The sequence below is a fragment of the Nonomuraea recticatena genome (genome assembly GCF_039533245.1).
GTDB classification, from domain to species: Bacteria; Actinomycetota; Actinomycetes; order Streptosporangiales; family Streptosporangiaceae; genus Nonomuraea; species Nonomuraea roseola.
Window position 1 is genome coordinate 371,823 of record NZ_BAAATE010000002.1, and the last position, 15,601, is coordinate 387,423.

Annotated in this window: 21 protein-coding genes; 14 read left to right on the top strand and 7 right to left on the bottom strand. The window is 71.2% G+C overall.

The features are described from left to right. Window positions 1–18 precede the first annotated feature (18 nt). On the top strand, window positions 19–264 hold the full coding sequence (locus ABFX50_RS05000) for a DUF397 domain-containing protein (protein WP_183645528.1): 246 nt from the start codon (window positions 19–21) through the stop codon (window positions 262–264). Here the strand turns inward: ABFX50_RS05000 and ABFX50_RS05005 are convergent. Beyond that, entirely contained in the window at window positions 250–441 is a 192-nt protein-coding gene (locus ABFX50_RS05005; RefSeq protein WP_346143631.1) for a DUF397 domain-containing protein, read from the bottom strand. The two genes, ABFX50_RS05000 and ABFX50_RS05005, sit on opposite strands and share 15 nt — an antisense overlap. Window positions 442–558: 117 nt before the next feature. Between ABFX50_RS05005 and ABFX50_RS05010 the strand changes: the two genes are divergently transcribed. Then, complete coding sequence (locus ABFX50_RS05010) at window positions 559–798, top strand: DUF397 domain-containing protein (protein WP_246451717.1); 240 nt, start codon at window positions 559–561, stop codon at window positions 796–798. Here the strand turns inward: ABFX50_RS05010 and ABFX50_RS05015 are convergent. Next, complete coding sequence (locus tag ABFX50_RS05015; protein ID WP_346143633.1) at window positions 786–1,874, bottom strand: phosphorylase family protein; 1,089 nt, start codon at window positions 1,872–1,874, stop codon at window positions 786–788. The two genes, ABFX50_RS05010 and ABFX50_RS05015, sit on opposite strands and share 13 nt — an antisense overlap. 77 nt (window positions 1,875–1,951) lie before the next feature. Here ABFX50_RS05015 and ABFX50_RS05020 point away from each other — a divergent pair, with 77 nt between their 5' ends. The 3 genes from ABFX50_RS05020 (at window position 1,952) to ABFX50_RS05030 (ending at window position 3,951) form a co-directional block, all read left to right on the top strand. Then, window positions 1,952–2,617 carry a DUF5919 domain-containing protein gene (locus ABFX50_RS05020; RefSeq protein WP_346143635.1) on the top strand — a complete coding sequence of 222 codons (666 nt, stop codon included), beginning with the start codon at window positions 1,952–1,954 and terminating at the stop codon, window positions 2,615–2,617. Between the two features lie 29 nt (window positions 2,618–2,646). Next, window positions 2,647–3,507 (top strand): alpha/beta fold hydrolase, encoded by an 861-nt coding sequence (locus ABFX50_RS05025; protein WP_346143637.1) that lies wholly within the window; start codon window positions 2,647–2,649, stop codon window positions 3,505–3,507. A gap of 84 nt (window positions 3,508–3,591) precedes the next feature. After that, entirely contained in the window at window positions 3,592–3,951 is a 360-nt protein-coding gene (locus ABFX50_RS05030) for a hypothetical protein (RefSeq protein ID WP_346143639.1), read from the top strand. 44 nt (window positions 3,952–3,995) lie between these two features. Here the strand turns inward: ABFX50_RS05030 and ABFX50_RS05035 are convergent, their stop codons facing one another. Further along, window positions 3,996–4,490 carry an FBP domain-containing protein gene (locus ABFX50_RS05035; RefSeq protein WP_346143641.1) on the bottom strand — a complete coding sequence of 165 codons (495 nt, stop codon included), beginning with the start codon at window positions 4,488–4,490 and terminating at the stop codon, window positions 3,996–3,998. An 85-nt stretch (window positions 4,491–4,575) separates the two neighbouring features. On the opposite strand from ABFX50_RS05035, the gene ABFX50_RS05040 reads away from it, so the two are divergent. Then, window positions 4,576–5,148, top strand: a complete 573-nt coding sequence (locus tag ABFX50_RS05040) for a TetR/AcrR family transcriptional regulator (protein WP_346143643.1) — start codon at window positions 4,576–4,578, stop codon at window positions 5,146–5,148. 12 nt (window positions 5,149–5,160) lie between these two features. On the opposite strand, the gene ABFX50_RS05045 is transcribed toward ABFX50_RS05040, so the two are convergent. Next, on the bottom strand, window positions 5,161–5,838 hold the full coding sequence (locus ABFX50_RS05045; protein WP_346143645.1) for a winged helix-turn-helix transcriptional regulator: 678 nt from the start codon (window positions 5,836–5,838) through the stop codon (window positions 5,161–5,163). Window positions 5,839–5,952: 114 nt separating this feature from the next. Here ABFX50_RS05045 and ABFX50_RS05050 point away from each other — a divergent pair, with 114 nt between their 5' ends. Further along, entirely contained in the window at window positions 5,953–6,360 is a 408-nt protein-coding gene (locus ABFX50_RS05050) for a tautomerase family protein (RefSeq protein ID WP_346143647.1), read from the top strand. Between the two features lie 63 nt (window positions 6,361–6,423). Here the strand turns inward: ABFX50_RS05050 and ABFX50_RS05055 are convergent, their stop codons facing one another. Continuing rightward, entirely contained in the window at window positions 6,424–6,948 is a 525-nt protein-coding gene (locus tag ABFX50_RS05055) for a GNAT family N-acetyltransferase (RefSeq protein WP_346143649.1), read from the bottom strand. Then, entirely contained in the window at window positions 6,945–7,823 is an 879-nt protein-coding gene (locus ABFX50_RS05060) for an SCO6745 family protein (RefSeq protein ID WP_346143651.1), read from the bottom strand. Before ABFX50_RS05060 ends, ABFX50_RS05055 begins: the two co-directional genes overlap by 4 nt. A 115-nt stretch (window positions 7,824–7,938) precedes the next feature. Between ABFX50_RS05060 and ABFX50_RS05065 the strand changes: the two genes are divergently transcribed. The 4 genes from ABFX50_RS05065 to ABFX50_RS05080 all read left to right on the top strand — a co-directional run bounded on the left by ABFX50_RS05065 (window position 7,939) and on the right by ABFX50_RS05080 (window position 10,284). Next, window positions 7,939–8,469, top strand: coding sequence for a CGNR zinc finger domain-containing protein (locus ABFX50_RS05065; RefSeq protein WP_346143653.1), 531 nt, complete (start codon window positions 7,939–7,941; stop codon window positions 8,467–8,469). 185 nt (window positions 8,470–8,654) lie between these two features. Further along, window positions 8,655–9,035, top strand: coding sequence for a VOC family protein (locus ABFX50_RS05070; protein WP_346144075.1), 381 nt, complete (start codon window positions 8,655–8,657; stop codon window positions 9,033–9,035). 36 nt (window positions 9,036–9,071) lie between these two features. After that, on the top strand, window positions 9,072–9,212 hold the full coding sequence (locus ABFX50_RS05075) for a mycothiol transferase (protein ID WP_346144077.1): 141 nt from the start codon (window positions 9,072–9,074) through the stop codon (window positions 9,210–9,212). Between the two features lie 58 nt (window positions 9,213–9,270). Then, window positions 9,271–10,284 carry an SCO7460 family lipoprotein gene (locus tag ABFX50_RS05080; RefSeq protein ID WP_346143655.1) on the top strand — a complete coding sequence of 338 codons (1,014 nt, stop codon included), beginning with the start codon at window positions 9,271–9,273 and terminating at the stop codon, window positions 10,282–10,284. Between the two features lie 167 nt (window positions 10,285–10,451). Here ABFX50_RS05080 and ABFX50_RS05085 read toward each other — a convergent pair whose 3' ends face one another. Then, window positions 10,452–12,554 (bottom strand): SpoIIE family protein phosphatase, encoded by a 2,103-nt coding sequence (locus tag ABFX50_RS05085; RefSeq protein WP_346143657.1) that lies wholly within the window; start codon window positions 12,552–12,554, stop codon window positions 10,452–10,454. A gap of 402 nt (window positions 12,555–12,956) precedes the next feature. On the opposite strand from ABFX50_RS05085, the gene ABFX50_RS05090 reads away from it, so the two are divergent. From ABFX50_RS05090 to ABFX50_RS05100, 3 genes are all read left to right on the top strand, one after another. After that, window positions 12,957–13,592 (top strand): LysE family translocator, encoded by a 636-nt coding sequence (locus tag ABFX50_RS05090; protein WP_346143659.1) that lies wholly within the window; start codon window positions 12,957–12,959, stop codon window positions 13,590–13,592. A gap of 722 nt (window positions 13,593–14,314) precedes the next feature. Next, a complete protein-coding gene (locus tag ABFX50_RS05095; RefSeq protein WP_346144079.1) occupies window positions 14,315–14,608 on the top strand; it encodes a helix-turn-helix domain-containing protein in 294 nt (97 codons plus the stop codon). Window positions 14,609–14,914: 306 nt separating this feature from the next. Then, window positions 14,915–15,601, top strand: a complete 687-nt coding sequence (locus ABFX50_RS05100) for an NAD(P)H-dependent oxidoreductase (RefSeq protein ID WP_346143661.1) — start codon at window positions 14,915–14,917, stop codon at window positions 15,599–15,601.

The window sequence follows — 15,601 nt, forward strand, 5'->3', positions numbered from 1 at the left end:
ACCCGGGAGTATTGCGACGTGAGTGAGAGTGCTGAGTTCCCCTGGCGTAAAAGCACGTGGAGCGATGGGACAGGCGGTGGGTGCGTGAGCGTGGCCCATCTCGGCAACGGCTGCGCGATCAGGGACAGCAAGGATCCCGGCCCCTATCTTCTGGTGTCGTTAGGCTCGTGGCGGGCCTTCATCGAGGGGATCAGACGGGGGCAGTTCGAGCCGGTAAAGGACGGGGCGCCGCCACAGCGCCCCCTCCGCTCAGACGGGGCGTGAGCCGATCGAGCCCACGAAGGCGGCCCAGGCTTCACGGGAGAAGCTGAGGTGCGGGCCGCCGGGGTTCTTGGAGTCGCGGACCCCCATCCGGTCGCCGAGCTCCGCCACCTCGACACAGGTGCCGAACTCCTGTTCGGTGCTGTAGCTGCTCTTGCGCCATGCGGGTGCGTCGTGCATGTTGCTCCCTCCGTAACTCCGGAACGTGATTACTCGGCTACTCTACAGAGAGAAAGTGTGCCGGTTGACGGCATGGCATTTCCATATAAATCAGGATCTTTGTCATAAGATGCGACTATGTTGCCAAGCAAGCCGAAAGCGGCAGATTTCGACCTTTCGTCTGTTGTATGGATGAGGAGCGAAGCCGGGCAGACGATTGAGGATCCGGTGGAAATCGCCTTCGTTGGGGAAAATATCCTTATGCGCAACGGCGGCGACAAGGACAGCGCGATCCTGGTCTTCACCCACGCCGAATGGGACGCCTTCGTCGCCGGCGCACTCGACGGCGAGTTCGACTACGACGGTCAGGGGCGGTAGTGCTCGATCGCCTCCGCCAGAGCGCGTAAGGGGGAGGAGTCCGGGCCCTCCAGTCGCTCCAGAACCTCCAGCAGGTCGGCCAGCCCCGTGGGATAGGTGCCGCAGACGCTCGCCAGGCTCAGCAGGGCGTGGCGCGTCCGCGTGTCACGCTTCACCAACCCCTCCACGGGCGGGCCGAGCAGCCGCAGGACCTCGTCGCGGTCCTGCGGGGTCTGCAACGACGAGACCCGTTCCATCGCCGTCACGAGGTCCAGGAGCGAAAGCGGGCGGTGCTGCGTGCTCTCAGGCGCGGAGGAAGGGGGCAGCACGTCCAGCAGAGCCCGTACGTACGCGGCGGCCGCCAGCGACGCGGCCGGGTGCCACAGGTCGGACTTGGCGGCGTCGCCATAGTCGCTGACGCCCCGCACCGCCAGGCACTCGCGGCCGTCGAGCGCCGCGCCGACGGCCACGCCCGCCGCCTCCATCTCGATGGCCAGCAGATCCTCCCGCCGTGCGAGCTCGTCCCTGCGCCGCGCGCTGCGCAGCAGCTCGTCGCCGCTGCCGATCCTGCCGTGGAAGACCTGCCAGTCGCGCTCCGACGGCGGACGCGCGTACAGCGGCGAGGGCGGCGTGCTGGCCCGCTCGCGCCAAGGGTGCTGGCCGCGCAACGACGCCGCGCGCAGCTCGTTCACCCCGCGCAGCAGCCGGGGCGCCGCCACCAGTGTCGCGCCTCTGGTCCTGACGCCCTCGTCGGTCACCCTGACATGGCTGTAATGGACCACGCCGGCGCTGCCCACCACGACGTCACCGAGCCGGACGTCCCGCTCGGGGTCGCCGGGCCTGGGCACGCCCAGCGCGATCCCGCACATGATCACGGTCTCGATCCCGGGGAAGCTGCGCACCAGATGCGCGCACGCGTGGGCGGCCGCGCTGTTGCCCGTGGTGGTCAGCACGGTGGTCACCACAGGGCCGCACGGCAGCTCGGCCCGCACGTACTGGTTGGGGTCACCGGCAGGCGCCCGGACCTTCCGCACCTCTCCCAGCACGTGCAGGAGGGCGACCGACTCCACGGGCAGGGCGGTGATGACGCCGATCATAAGTTCCCACCCTAGACCTGGTACGGCGCAGCAGATCACGATATGTCCTGGGAACCGGCGGCGGGTGAGGGAGCGACATGCAGGAACTGGTCATCGGAGTCGTCAGCTCATTGATCGCGACCGTGCTCACGGTCGCGGCAGGCTGGTTCGGCCTGTCCTGGCCGCGACGGCTGCTCCTTCGCCTGCTGTCGCGGATGTCGGGGGTGGGCGTGCTGCGCTCCTATCCCAAGCAGTCGGCGGCCAACGCCGACCTGGCGGCCGACCTGCGAGCGGCCCGCTGGATCAAGGTGCTGACGGGACGCGGCAACGAGCTGGCCCGCGACAGCTTCCAGGAGGCCTGGCGGCCGGGCAACCCGCGCCTGGAGTCGACCCGCGTCCTGCTTCCCGACCCCGCCGACGCGGGAGGGTGGCTGCGGGCGAGGGAGGACGAGGTGCGCCGCCTGGATCCGGGGATCGAGAGCGGGCTGCTGGCCAAGCAGGTCTCGGCGAACATCGACTACGTCACGGCGGTGGCCACGAAGAACGCCTCGGTGGAGTTACGGCTGTTCGACGCGCCGCACAACTGCCGGGTCATCCTCACCGACCGGCTGGCGTACTTCACCCCGTACCTGCAGGAGACCCACGGGCGCAATTCACCGTGTCTGGTCTTCAGGAACGGCAGCGCGATGTACGACTACCTGCTGCGCCTGTTCGACGGGTTGTGGCAGGCGGGGGCAGGGGCTCGGCCGGAGCTCCGCGAGTAGCGGGGCCGTTCGGGGGAACGGCGGAGAGGATGTTCGAGGATTTCATCGACGAGCACGTCGACGTGGGCGAAGCCAGGCTGCGGGTACGGCACGGCGGATCAGGCGCCCCCGTGCTGCTCCTGCACGGGCATCCCCGCACCCACGCCACCTGGCACCGTGTCGCCCCGCTGCTCGCCGCCGACTTCACCGTCGTCTGCCCCGACCTGCGCGGCTACGGCCGGTCGTCCAAGCCGCCCAGCACCCCCGACCACGAGCCCTACTCCAAGCGGGCCATGGCAGGCGACTGCGTCCGGTTGATGCGGGCCCTCGGCCACGAGCGCTTCGCCGTCGTCGGCCATGACCGCGGCGCCTACGTGGCCCAGCGCCTGGGACTGGACCATCCCGAGGCCGTGACCCACGTCGCCGTGCTCGACGTGGTACCGATCGGTGAGGCGCTCGCGCGCTGCGACGCGGGTTTCGCGAGCGCCTGGTGGCACTGGTTCTTCCTCGGTCAGACGGCCAAGCCCGCCGAGCGGGTGATCAACGCCGACCCGGACGCCTGGTACGGCCTCACCCCCGAGGTGATGGGGCAGGAGGCGTACGACGACCTGCGCGCGGCGCTCCACGATCCGGAGACCGTCCACGCCATGTGCGAGGACTACCGGGCGGGGCTGGGCCTCGACCGGGCCGCCGACGACGCCGACCGCGCCGCCGGCCGCACGATCGCCTGTCCCCTCCTCGCGCTCTGGGCGACAGGGGACGACATGGAGGATCTCTACGGCGACGTGCTCGCCGTCTGGCGGGGCTGGGCGGAGAACGTGGACGGCGGCCCGATCGAGAGCGGGCACCACATGGCGGAGGAGGCCCCTGACCAGCTGGCCGCCAGGCTGCGGCTCTTCCTGAAGGGCTGACTCGACGGCGCCCCTGCCACCGCCTACGCGCCAGGAAGGCCCGCCGTCACGGCGTCCTGCCGCCCGGCCGGCGGCGGGGCCTCGGTGGGGGGCAGGTGCCTGAGCGCCGTCGCCGCCAGCACGGCCAGTCCCGCGGCCCTGGAGGGTCATGCCGCCGCGCGGGAGACTCGCGACGTCCGCGCTCTCGCGCTGGCTCTGGAAGGGCTCGCGGGCGCGCACGCACTCGCGGGACGGCACAGGCTCGCCGCCGAGCTCCTCGGCACCGCCGCGCAGGCCAGGCGGTCGGTGTCCGCGCCGCTGCCGCCCGGTGAGCGCGGCGACGTGGACCGCATCACGCGGACCGTCAGGCTCGCCCTCGGTGAGCGGGCTTGCGCCGCTGCCTTCGAGCGCGGTGCCCGGCGCAGGCCCGACGTCCTGCCCGAGGCCGCGACGCGGCCGGTGTAGCCGCCTCGGTTACGAGCAGGGCATCGCGGGCTCGTTCGACGTCGTCACGCGACCACCTTGTCCAGGAACCCGGCCAGGTTGCCCGCCGTCCTCTCGATCTGCTCCTCCAGCGTGAGCGACTCGTGCAGCCGCCCGCCGAGCCCGACCTCCTTCTTGCCTCGCAGGTAGAGCGAGCAGGCCAGGTCGGTGCAGATGTAGGCGCCGACCGAGTTGCCCTGCTGTCCGCTCTTGCCCGCTCTGCGCGCGGTCATCAGCGAGACGCCGTCCCCCGTGTGCATGGTCAGGCACAACGAGCACATGCTGCGCCGTACGTGACCGGCATGGGGAGAGGCCAGCCGCAGCGCCACGCCCACGAACCCGTCGCCGGACTCGGTGACCAGGTAGGCCCGCTCCGGCGCGCCAGGATCCCGCCACCCGAGGAAGTCCAGGTCCTCCCACGGCAGCGCGGCCAGGTCCTTAGGGACGGCCAGACGCTTCGCCTCGCCCTTGGTGCAGTTGACGAATGACGCGCGGATGTCGCGCTCGGTAACCTCTCTCATGGCCACGAAACTACCCTTCCTAGAGCAATGTCGCGACTGATTAAGTAGAATCCTAGAGGCTCTAGGAAACGGCGAAGGGTGACGTATGACACGCGCGGGGGTGACCGCCGCACGCCTGACCGAGGCGGCGGCGGACCTGGCCGACGAGGTCGGCTTCGAGAACGTGACCGTCTCGGCGCTCGCGCGCGGCTTCGGCGTCACGGACGCGAGCCTGTACTCACACGTCAAGAACGCGCACGAGTTGAAGGTCAGGGTGGCGGTGTTCGCCCTGGCGGAGCTCGCCGACAGGGCCGCCGCCGCGCTGGCGGGCCGGGCGGGCAAGGACGCCCTGGTGGCCTTCGCGAACGCCTACAGGGACTACGCGAAGGAGCATCCCGGCAGGTACGCGGCCATGCGCATGGAGCTCGACCAGGAGACGGCGGCCGCCAGCGCCGCGCGACGGCACTCCGAGCTGACGCGGGCGATCCTGCGCGGCTACGAGCTGCGGGAGCCCGCCCAGACGGACGCGGTGCGGCTGCTGCACAGCGCCTTCTTCGGATACGTGAGCCTGGAGACGGCCGGCGGCTTCCGCCACCACGCGCGTGAGGTGGACGCCTCGTGGTCCAGCGCCCTGGACGCTCTCGACGCCCTCCTCAGGAACTGGCCTCCTGCCTCGTAGCGCCTTCGAGGGTCACCCCGCGTCGTTCGGCAGGGCGGCCGGCTCCGGCAGGGGGAAGAGGCGGAGGAACCGCTCGACCAGGCCCCCTGGGTCGTCGAGCACCAGGTCGCCCGCCCGCACGGCGTCCGCGACGGGCAGGTCTCCGTACAACAGCGCGCTCAGGGTGTCGGGATCGGCCGCGATCGTCGCGTCGGCCCGCTCGGTCTGCCCTCGCGCGATCCCCAGCCGCCCGTCGGCGATCTCGACCAGGAAGCGGTCCTCGCCGAGCCTGAGCGCCACGACCGCGTCGAACCCCTGCGCGGCCTCGGGGTCGAACAGCGCCTTGAGGGACAGGACGAGGGAGTCGACGCCGATCGCGGCGTCGCGCCGCAGCGTCGGTGAGCGGCTGCTCCACCGGCCGAGCCGCGTGACGATCGGCTCCAGTTCCGCGCCCCACGCGGTCAGCTCGTACACCCAGGAGCCGGCGGGCGGGGCAAGCCTGCGCCGCCGGACGACGCCCGACTCGGACAGTTCGCGCAGGCGCTGGGTCAGCATGTCCGCGCTCGCTCCCGGTATTCCCGCGCGCAGGTCGGTGAAGCGCTTCGGGCCGAGGAGCAGCTCGCGAACGACCAGGAGCGCCCACCGCTCGCCGATCAGGTCGAGTCCGTGCGCCACCGCGCACCCGTCGTCGTACTTTCGCCTGCCCGCCACATCGACGAGCCTACTCGACAGTCGGAAAGGACATCTAATTGGTTGTTTTTCCCGACTATTTAGTTGTACTGTCCGACTGTCGGTTGATGACGCGCTGAACAGGAGACCGCTGCCATGCCCCAGTTCTTCATCGAGGCTCCCACCGGAGTCCGGTCCGAGGCCAAGCAGAAGATGATGAAGGAGATCACCGCGGCGATCGACGCGGCCTACCACATTCCCGACGTCAGGATCTGGCTGCGCGAGTACGCGCCCGACCAGGTCGCCCAGGACGGGCGTCTCGCCGCGGAGCCGATCCGGCCCCTGTGCTTCCTCGAAGCGCCCGAGTTGGCCAGTCTCGACGCGAAGAGGCGGATGGCCGGCAAGATCCACACCGCGATCGCCGAGGCCTACGACGGCATCGCGAACACCGAGGAGACGCTGATCCTCATGAACCACTACCCGCTCGAGAACGCCGGCTGGGCGGGGCGCCTGCAGTCCGACAACGCTGACATCGTCGAAGCCAAGGCGGAGCTGAACGGCTGACCGGGGACCGTCGCCGGCGCCGCCCCGCCTCGTCGGCGGCTCCACCGTGTCGCTTCGGCACGCTCAAGGGCCCGCCCGACCTGGCTTGACGAACACCACCACCTCGGGATCGTCGACGACCCTTCGCCAGCCGGAGCGCTCGTACAGCCGGATGGCGTCAGGGGCCTTCGGGGAGGTCAGCAGCCAGCTGCGACGCTGATCGCACAGCAGGTCGAGGATGCGGCCGGCCAGGCCCTGCCCGCGCGCGTGCGGCGCGACCGCCAGTTCGTCCACCTCCAGCGCGCCGACGAGGTGGTGGGCCGTCCCGTCCTGGCCGAGCGCCGCGAGCACCTTGCCGTAGCTGCGCTCGGTGGGGAACGGCGAGGTGGTCGGCCAGGCCGTGCCGAATCCGCAGGGCCCCGCATCTCCGGTGGCCAGGACGGCGCGGAAGCCCGGGCGTCCGGCGTCGGCGGTGAGCCGGTCGTGGAAGGCCCCGACCGCCTCCTCGCTCTCGTGCCACGGCGGGCCGGTGAACGCCTCACGGTAGACGCTCACCAACTCGGCCCGCCTCAGGAGCGTCTGCTCGCCGGTCAGCACATCGAGCGTCATGCGGGCGCCTGCACCTTGCCGATGCCCAGGGTGCTGGTCATCGGCAGCAGGCCGGACTCGAAGGCGGCGCCCAGCAGGGGCAGGCTCAGCTGGGCCAGCCGTTCGGCGCGCCCGGCCCCGAGCGCACGCCACGGGCCCGCCGCCAGTTCGTCGGTCATCCGCTCGACCTGGTCACGGAGTCGCCGTCCCTCTTCGGTCGCCTGCCCTTCGTCGTCGAGCAGTCCGCGCGCGGACAGTCGGTCGCGTGCCGCCGCCCACTCCTGCTCGCTCCAGCCGCGCCCCGCGAAGTTCGCCACCGGGGCCGCGCCGATCGCGGCGAAGGAGACGAGCGCCTCGCAGCCGTCGAGACCGGCGGACAGCAGAGCCGCCAGGTGCCCGTCGCCGCGATGCTCGCGCAGGATCGTGTACGCCTGCCAGAGCACCAGGTGCGCCTCCTCGGGCCAGGGCAGGTCCAGATTGGCCGCGGCCAGCGGCCGGTGCGCCACGGTCACGCTCTCCGCCGCCCGCCTGGCCAGCTCGGCGGCCTCGGCCAGGTCGGGGCTGTCGAGCCTGTCGCCGAGCAGGGCGCGGTAGGTGCGGTCCACCGCCGAAAGCCGGGCGTCGAGCACCTTCTCCGGGGCGGCCGTCGCCCAGATCGCCGGAACGTGTTCAGCGACCATGGCCGGGCTGAAGCTGTAGGCGGTGGCGGTGACCAGCCGCGCGCCGGGGGTGCCGAGCGGCGCCCAGCGCCAGGCGAAGTAGCTCGGCCAGCGCGACTCGATGTCGTAACCGAGCCCCGCCGCCTCGTCGAACGCCTGGGGTGAGAAGTACAGCAGGGCGTGCACCGGTTCGATCTGGTGCCACATCCTGCGAGAGAGACCCGCGTACTCCGACATTGTTGCCTCACTGTCTAGATAGAATATGACAGTGACTATAGAAGCCTGGCGAATCACTGGTCAAGCCCAAATAGACAGTTACGTTGAGCGGCACGTCCGGCGGGCCGTGCTCCTGGTGAACGAGCTGGCCATCTCGCGGGCGCGCGGGCGGGACGTCGTGCCGCCGGCCACGGGGCAGGACCGCCGTGAGGCCATCCAGCAGGCGCTCGCCACCGCCGGGCTGCCCCAGAGCCGGTCGCTCACGGACTCCGACGCCGACAGGCTCGCGGTCGTCGCGCTGCGGCTGCGGCCCGTCTTCGACCCGGAGGAGAGGATCGAGTCCAGGGCCGAGGGTCTCAACCAGCTGCTGGTACGGCACGCGGCCGTACCCAACCTGCACGGCCACCCCGACGGGCAGCCCGTCCTGGCCTTCCACCGTGCCGACGCCGACCTGGTCGACGCCTGGACCTCCGACGCGGGCACCGCCCTGGCCATGGTCATCGGCGTGGGCCAGGCCGCCAGACTCCGATCCTGCGAGGCGGGGGGCTGCGAGTCGGTCTTCTTCGACACCACGCGGAACGCCTCCCGAAGGTTCTGCGGCCTGTCCTGCCAGAACCGAGCCAAGGCCAGCGCCTACCGCGCGCGCCGAGCGGCGGAGACGGCCTGAGCCGACGCCAGGTGTTCCCCTGGCCGTGCGCGTCGAGCCCTGGGCGTCCCGTTCAGGGCCGATCGAGTGCGGTCTTCAAGGCGCCATGGACGGGAGGCCGTGCGCGGATGGCGGTCTGCCTGGTCAGGGTGTCGCCCGGGGCGATCGTCGGGAGTGGCGGGATGCGGGGCGGGTACGGCGAGCTCATGGCATGTCGAATCAGCGAACTGGTGCTCGACAGCCGCGACCCTGAGCGGCTTGCGGCTTTCTGGTGTGAAGTGCTCGGCTACGTGGTGCTCGACCGCGGCGACGGCAGCGTCGAGATCGGCCCGGAGGAGGGATCCGGCGGCCTTCAGCCGACCATCGTGTTCAATCCGACGGAGACTCCGAAGTCGGGCAAGCTCCCTCTGCACATCGACGTGAACCCCACCGACCGGGACCAGGCCGCTGAACTGGACCGGCTGCTGAAGATCGGCGCCAGGCCCGCCGACGTGGGGCAGACGGGTGAGGAGTCCTGGCACGTGCTCGCCGACCCTGAGGGCAACGAGTTCTGCCTGCTGCGCCGGCAGCGGAGCGGCAACCCCTGAGCGGGCCGGACCAGGTGCCCGCTGTCCTCGACGGTCCTGGCGTCGAGGTCTCCGACCCGCGCGCGGCAGGCTCCGGCGCTCGGGCGGATCCTGTTCCATCTGCTCCAGGCGTACGCGCGGCACGTCGGGCACCTCGACGTCGCCAGGCAGCTCATCGACGGCGCGACAGGGGAGTGACGGGCCGGATGCCCGCCTATTGTTGTCGTCATCGGTCTCGATCTTCAAGGGAGCGCTCGTGGCGAACGCGGGACGGTGGACCGCCGGGCTGGCCGTCCTGGCGCTGGCGGCCGGAGGGTGCGCGCTCGGCACAGGTGACGACCGCCGAAGGGCGGAGGAACTGGCCGCCAAGCAGTTCCCCGGGCAGCTGACGGTCGTCACCGCCCGCAATCTGTTCCCCGAGACCTCCGGCTCGGAGGTCGTCTTCGCGCTGAGCGGCGACCCCGACACCGTGGTCCGGTTACGCGTCGACGCCGAGGCCGGCACCTGCGAGCGGCAACCCTGCGAGCGGAAGCTGGCAGAGGCCGTGGACAAGGGCAGGTCGCTGGGAACGGCCTGGCGGCACCTGGCGACCGCCTTCCAGCGGTGCGGGCATCCCATCATCGCGGCGAACTGGCCGCTGAACGAGGTCTGGATCGAGGCCGCGCCGACGAACGCCAACGTCAGGGCCCTGCTGGCAGATGTCGGCGAGTGCGTCCAGGAGTGGGCGAAGGTTCGTGACGGCCGGGGCGGCCTCTCCGTCAACCTGGTCGAGCCCGCGGTCGCAGGGAAGCGTCCCCGGGGCGAGCCGGGGCAGCCGACCCTGCTCAGGATGACGGAGAGCAAGCTGCTCGCGGCGCTGTCGGAGAAATCACGGTTCATCGCCGGTTACGCCGTCCCCGAGGATCCGTCGGAGCCGCCGGAGGCGACCGCGCGGATCTTCCGGCCCTTCGCCGAGCGGCAGGCCTTCGACAAGAAGGTCCAGGACGCGGTGGCGGGCTGGCTGCGGGCCAACCGTCCTGGGGCGAGCGTGGGCAGGGTCGTCGGCGTGTGGCGGCTGGTGCCCGGCACGGTGGACCGGCAGTCCGGACACGTCCTGTTCTGCGAGGGACAGCCCGAGGGGGAGGTGTGCCACGGTGACCAGGTGGTCGCCGTGACGGTGGACCCGCAGGGCAACCCGGTGGGCAGGCTCCAGGTGATCGAGAACGTGCGGGACGAGAAGGGCACTCTCCGGCTGCCGGACGACGCCGACGGGGAACAGGGGACCGGGTGACGGGGCGGGGCCGCGGACGCGGCCGTGCGGTGAGAAGACGGTGACCGTCCAGGTCCGGCTGACGGCGACGATCGACCAGTACCGGCGCCGCCCAGGAACGGTGACCCGTGGCCGTCCACCAGCGGGCGGGGTGACCGTCACGGCGACACCGCAGTGACGGGCGCCGCTCACCCGGACGCCGGCGGGCGCTCCTCGGGGCAGGGGCGGAGATTGGCGACGAGCAGGACGACGTCGTCGCTGCCGTCGGGTGGGCGCAGCGCGTGGAGGAGCACGTCGCAGGTCTCCTCCAGCGGGCGGCGCGGGCCGTCCAGCAGCCTGCGAAGGGTGTCGAGCCGCTGGTGGATGGGGTCGTTCCTGGTCTCGACCAGGCCGTCGGTGTAGAGGACCAGCAGGCTGTCCTGGGTCAGCGGGAGCGTGACCGTGGTGAAGTCGACGCCGCCGACCCCCAGCGGCGCCCCAGGAGGGATGTCCACGAGCTCGGCGACGCCGTCGGCGGGGACGAACACCGGCGGCAGGTGACCGGCCGTGGAGATGCGGCACTGCCCGCGCGCGGGGTCGCAGACGGCGTAGACGCAGGTGACGAAGGGACGGCTCAGGCCCGCGGCGATGTCGTCGAGGTGGCGCAGCACCTCGTCGGGGTCGAGGTCGAGCGTGGCCAGCGTGGAGGTCGCCGTGCGCAGCTGGCCCATGGTGGCCGCGGCGGCGATGCCGCTGCCCATCACGTCGCCCACGACGAGCGCGGTCTTGCCGTCGGCCAGCGGGATGACGTCGAACCAGTCGCCGCCGACCTCGTTGCCCGCTCCGGCGGGCAGGTAGCGATAGGCGATCTTCAGCCCGGGCCGGTAGGGCGGCGGCTGGGGGAGCAGGCTCCGCTGCAGGGTGAGCGCGGTGTTCCGCTCGTTGCGGTACAGCCTGGCGTTGTCGACGCACACCGCCGCCCGCGCGGCCAGTTCGGTGGCCAGCACGAGGTCCTCGCCGTCGAACGGGGTCGGGTTGCGCGCCCGCACCATGCACAGCACGCCGAGGACCTCACCGCGGGCGATCAGCGGCACCGCCAGGTAGGAGTGCACCCCGGCCCCCGCGAGGTGGGCGGCGGCGCCGGCGTCCCTGGCGATGTCATGCAGGGCGGCGCCCTCCACGTGTTCGACCAGGATCGGAGCGGCCGACGTCACGCATCGGGTGGCCAGCCGGTCGGCCTCGTAGGTCACCACCTCGTCGACGGGGTCGGCGGCGCCGATGGCCTCGGTGGGGTAGGCCGAGACCACCGCCAGGGCGCGGAAGCGAGCCGGGTGGCCGGCCTGCGGCTCGGCGCGCCCGTTGGTCAGGATCTCCTCCAGGACGTCCACGGTGGCCAGGTCGGCGAGGTCGGGCACGACCACCTCGGCCAGTTCGCGCGCCGTCCGCTGCAGGTCGAGCGTGGTGCCGATGCGGACGGTCGCCTCGGCGACCATCGCCAGCCTGCGCCGGGCGCCCGCCGCCTCGACGGCCGCCCTGTGGCGTTCGGTGACGTCCACGACCGAGACCGCCACCCCCAGCACGTGACCGGCGGTGTCCTCCAGCCGGTAGTAGGAGGTCGACCACGCGATCCCCCTGTTGCGCAGGTCGATCTCGTACATGTCGATCAGGGGGACGCCGCGGGCCAGGACCTGGCGCATCGCGGCCTCGACGGCCGTCGCGTCGACGAAGACCAGGACCTCGTGCACGTGCCTGCCGAGGTGCTCGGCGGCCGACCGGCCGTTGATGCGCTCCAACGCCGAGTTGACCATGACGTAACGCAGGTCGGTGTCCAGGACGGCCAGCCCGATCGGGGACTGGTCGATCAGCTTGTCCGACAGCGCCAGATCGGTCTCCACCTGGCGCAGGGTGGCCTGATCGGTGGCCAGCGCGAGCGCGTACAGGTTGTGCCTGTCGTCCTGGAGGCGCATGTTGCGGAACTCGATCTGCCGGATGGAACCGTCCTTGACCCGCACGGGGAAGACGCCGACCCATGGCCGTCCGCTGCGCATCACCTCGTCGAACAGCTCCATGACCAGGTTCAGGTGTTCCGGATCGACCAGGAGCCTGCCGGCGTACTGGCCGAGCGCCTCTCGCGCGGAGTAGCCGAACAACTGCTCGGCATGCGGGCTCCACAGCACGATGCGGCCTCCGGCGTCCACCACCACGGCCGCGACGTTCAGCACGTCGAGCAGCCCGCCCGGCGGGGAAGGCCCCCCGGGTTGATGACCGAACGGATCGACCACGCGCGCTCCCTCCGCGACGGGTTCCTCCATGCTCTCACCGCGAGTCCCGCCGCCACAGGCCCGCAGCGGTGGCGCGGACACCCCGGATGCCTCGCAGAACCCGCGGGTGGAGGCGGAGACGGCGGGGCGAGCGTCCCCGGGCCCGCCGCGTCAAGTTACGGCAACGGTATGACCGGCCGACGGCGAGGCGGGGTATGCCGCGAGGAGTGTCGCCGGCGTGGACACGCACGCCCGCGGCGGACCGTTTGGGTGCGCGGGACCGGACGGTTCGGCCGAGGGCCTCGCAGTCACCGGGCGGGCGGCTACCCAGGGCTTCGGAGTCACCCAGCGGGCGGCTACCGAGGGTCTCGGAGTCACCGGGCGGGCGGTTACCGAGGGCTGCGGAGCTCTGTGTCAGGGTGGTAGATCCTCGACCTTTCGGGAGATCTTGCCATGCCTGTGGACCACAACCTGCTCATGCTCTTCACCGTGACCACGATCGTCGCCATGATCACTCCTGGGCCGGACATGCTGTTCGTCCTGGGGTGCGGAATGCGGGGTGGCCCGCGGGCGGGACTGCTCGCCACCGCAGGGGTGGCCACGAGCGAGGCCGTCCACGTCGCCGTGGCGGCGGCGGGGCTGGCGGCGCTGTTCGAGGCGGTGCCGCTGGCCTTCACGGTGGTACGCGTCCTCGGGGCCGTCTACCTGGTCTACCTCGGCGTGCAGATGATCCGGCAGCGCAAGGGCGTCGAGAGCGAGCTGCCCGTCGCGGGGGAGGGCGGGATGTCGGGACGCAGGGCCTTCACCAGCGGCATGGTGACCAACCTGCTGAACCCGAAGATGGTCACCTTCACCATCGCCTTCCTCCCGCAGTTCATCGACCCCCGGCTGGGCCAGGTCTGGCTGCAGTTCGCGATCCTCGGCGCCATCCTGATCCTGCTGGAGTTCGTGGTGGACGGCACGGTCGGGGTGCTGGCCGGGCGCATCGGGGGGTGGCTGCGTCACCGGCACGCCGTCCGCCGTCGCGTCGACGTCGCGACGGGAGGCCTGTTCGTCGGCCTCGGCGTGCGGCTGGCCGTCGACCGCTGACCCCGGCTGAACCCTCATTCCCGCACCCTCAAAAACCTGTAGTGGCGGGAGTAGACATCCGTGGTTGATCGCGCTAATGTTTCTGACATCGCAAGGGACGGATCCACGAGGGCAGAAGGTAGCAGGACGACGACCTGCCCGGACGAGCGTGGACGAGTGCAGATGGCAGTGGATTGACGCAGAGGTGACAGAAGGTCGGACGTTCTGGGGCAAGGAGTGGTTAGGGCTCCGGAACGTGGACGCGCTGTCGTAGAGGTAGGAAGTGGGCAGAAGGCCGGACGTGCCGGGGCCGAGTAGGACGTAAGGGGCTCTGGCGCGTGGGCGCGCTGCCGGATGAAGTCGAACAGATGCAGGGATAGAGAAGGGAGCGTTGAACGCCATTGGGATCGCCCGTCGCGGTCGGTTGCGCCGCGCGGGTACCGCAGTTCCACAGACAGGACGGTGGTCTACGGTCACACATCCGCGATCCCCGCGTCCTCGCCCGCAGTGGGCGTCGAGGCGGAAAAAGATAAATCGGCCAACTGGCCGGTAGATGGTGTTTAACCTCATTTTGGGCCCCGGCGCATGGCGCCGGGGCCCACGTCGGCGTGTGGGAAGGTTTTATGGATCAAGCAGTGAAAGCGTCGGGCGGTAGGCCCGAGGAGTCCTCAACCGGCATCGGCGGCACATCCCGTGCCGCGTTCGGTGACAAGTTCGACGACGAGGACTATCCCGCGTACAGCATGGGCAGGGCCGCGGAGATGCTGGGTGTCACCCCCGCTTTCCTCCGGGCTCTGGGCAGCGCCAAACTGATCGAGCCGCGACGCTCCGAAGGCGGTCATCGCCGCTACTCGCGCTACCAGCTCCGTCTGGCGGCCAGAGCGCGCGAGCTGGTCGACCAGGGCACCGCCCTGGAGGCGGCCTGCCGCATCATCATCCTCGAGGACCAGCTGGCCGAGGCGTTGCGCATCAACACCGAACTGCAGCAGGCCCGCGCCGCCCAGCGACCCGCCGGTGAGCCCGAGCCGCCACGGTGACGGTCGCCGGAGGCGGCGCAGGTGATGAACGCGCCACCGCGAGCGGTGGCCCCCTCCCTACGCGCTGACTCAGGCGGCCGGCGCCGTGCGGGCCGGATCGTGGGTCCGGACCGCGCGGCGCCGCCGTCCTCCTGCTGAGGCTCCGATCCATCTGCTGCCCTGCTCCGGGCAGGCACCGGCGGGGAAGTCGTCGGCTTGCCGCATCATTGCCGTTCCCGACGGAGTCGATACCCGCTCGGGCGTTCCTCATCGGCTGGGCCAGGGAACCACCGGCTCAACACCATGCGGGCGCACGAACGGGACAGGATGAAGATCGTAGGAATCGCGGGCGTCTTTCTTCGGCGGTCGTATGTCCACCGCCTGTTGGAGGCGGTGGCGCTGGAGCTGCCCGAACCGGCGGACATCGACGTATGGGACGGGCTCGAAGCCATGCCCCCGCTGCGCCGAGGCCGGCTGCCGGCCGAGGCCGCCGAGCTGTGCCGGACGCTGGTCGCGGCCGACGCGCTGGTGATCGTCGCTCCGGAGCACAGCCTCCTGCCACCCCAACTGGCACACGCGCTCGGCTGGGCGTCGTCGCCCATGGCGGGCGGCGCCCTGGTGGGCAAGCCTGCCGCGGTGGTCACCTCCTGCGTGGGTCCTCATGAGGCGATGTGGACGCAGACGAAACTGCACCGCCTGCTCACCTCGGGCGGCGCGATCGTGCACCGCGCCGACCTGCCGGTACGCCCTGGCATCCGGCAGTTCGACATCATCGGCAGGCTCGCCGATCCGTTGGCGCGCGACCGGCTGCGCCCCGCGCTGCGAGCGGTGTGCGCCACGGCCCGGGAGGCCAGGGCGACCAAGGCCGCCTACAGGGTCGCCCACCAGGCCACTCTCACGAGCACCGAAGCCGAGCCCGAGGTGTCGAGGCCTGTCGTGTCGGGCCCCGCAGTGTCGGGCCCCGCAGTGTCGGGTCCCGTCGTGTCTGGGTCCGTGGCCTCCGAGCCTTTCTGA

Coding starts and splice junctions, on each gene's coding strand:
- ABFX50_RS05005 (WP_346143631.1), bottom strand. CDS start 441: ATGCACGACGCACCCGCATGGCGCAAGAGCAGCTACAGCACCGAACAG.
- ABFX50_RS05010 (WP_246451717.1), top strand. CDS start 559: ATGTTGCCAAGCAAGCCGAAAGCGGCAGATTTCGACCTTTCGTCTGTT.
- ABFX50_RS05015 (WP_346143633.1), bottom strand. CDS start 1,874: ATGATCGGCGTCATCACCGCCCTGCCCGTGGAGTCGGTCGCCCTCCTG.
- ABFX50_RS05020 (WP_346143635.1), top strand. CDS start 1,952: ATGCAGGAACTGGTCATCGGAGTCGTCAGCTCATTGATCGCGACCGTG.
- ABFX50_RS05025 (WP_346143637.1), top strand. CDS start 2,647: ATGTTCGAGGATTTCATCGACGAGCACGTCGACGTGGGCGAAGCCAGG.
- ABFX50_RS05035 (WP_346143641.1), bottom strand. CDS start 4,490: ATGAGAGAGGTTACCGAGCGCGACATCCGCGCGTCATTCGTCAACTGC.
- ABFX50_RS05040 (WP_346143643.1), top strand. CDS start 4,576: ATGACACGCGCGGGGGTGACCGCCGCACGCCTGACCGAGGCGGCGGCG.
- ABFX50_RS05050 (WP_346143647.1), top strand. CDS start 5,953: ATGCCCCAGTTCTTCATCGAGGCTCCCACCGGAGTCCGGTCCGAGGCC.
- ABFX50_RS05055 (WP_346143649.1), bottom strand. CDS start 6,948: ATGACGCTCGATGTGCTGACCGGCGAGCAGACGCTCCTGAGGCGGGCC.
- ABFX50_RS05060 (WP_346143651.1), bottom strand. CDS start 7,823: ATGTCGGAGTACGCGGGTCTCTCTCGCAGGATGTGGCACCAGATCGAA.
- ABFX50_RS05070 (WP_346144075.1), top strand. CDS start 8,655: ATGGCATGTCGAATCAGCGAACTGGTGCTCGACAGCCGCGACCCTGAG.
- ABFX50_RS05085 (WP_346143657.1), bottom strand. CDS start 12,554: ATGGAGGAACCCGTCGCGGAGGGAGCGCGCGTGGTCGATCCGTTCGGT.
- ABFX50_RS05090 (WP_346143659.1), top strand. CDS start 12,957: ATGCCTGTGGACCACAACCTGCTCATGCTCTTCACCGTGACCACGATC.
- ABFX50_RS05095 (WP_346144079.1), top strand. CDS start 14,315: ATGGGCAGGGCCGCGGAGATGCTGGGTGTCACCCCCGCTTTCCTCCGG.
- ABFX50_RS05100 (WP_346143661.1), top strand. CDS start 14,915: ATGAAGATCGTAGGAATCGCGGGCGTCTTTCTTCGGCGGTCGTATGTC.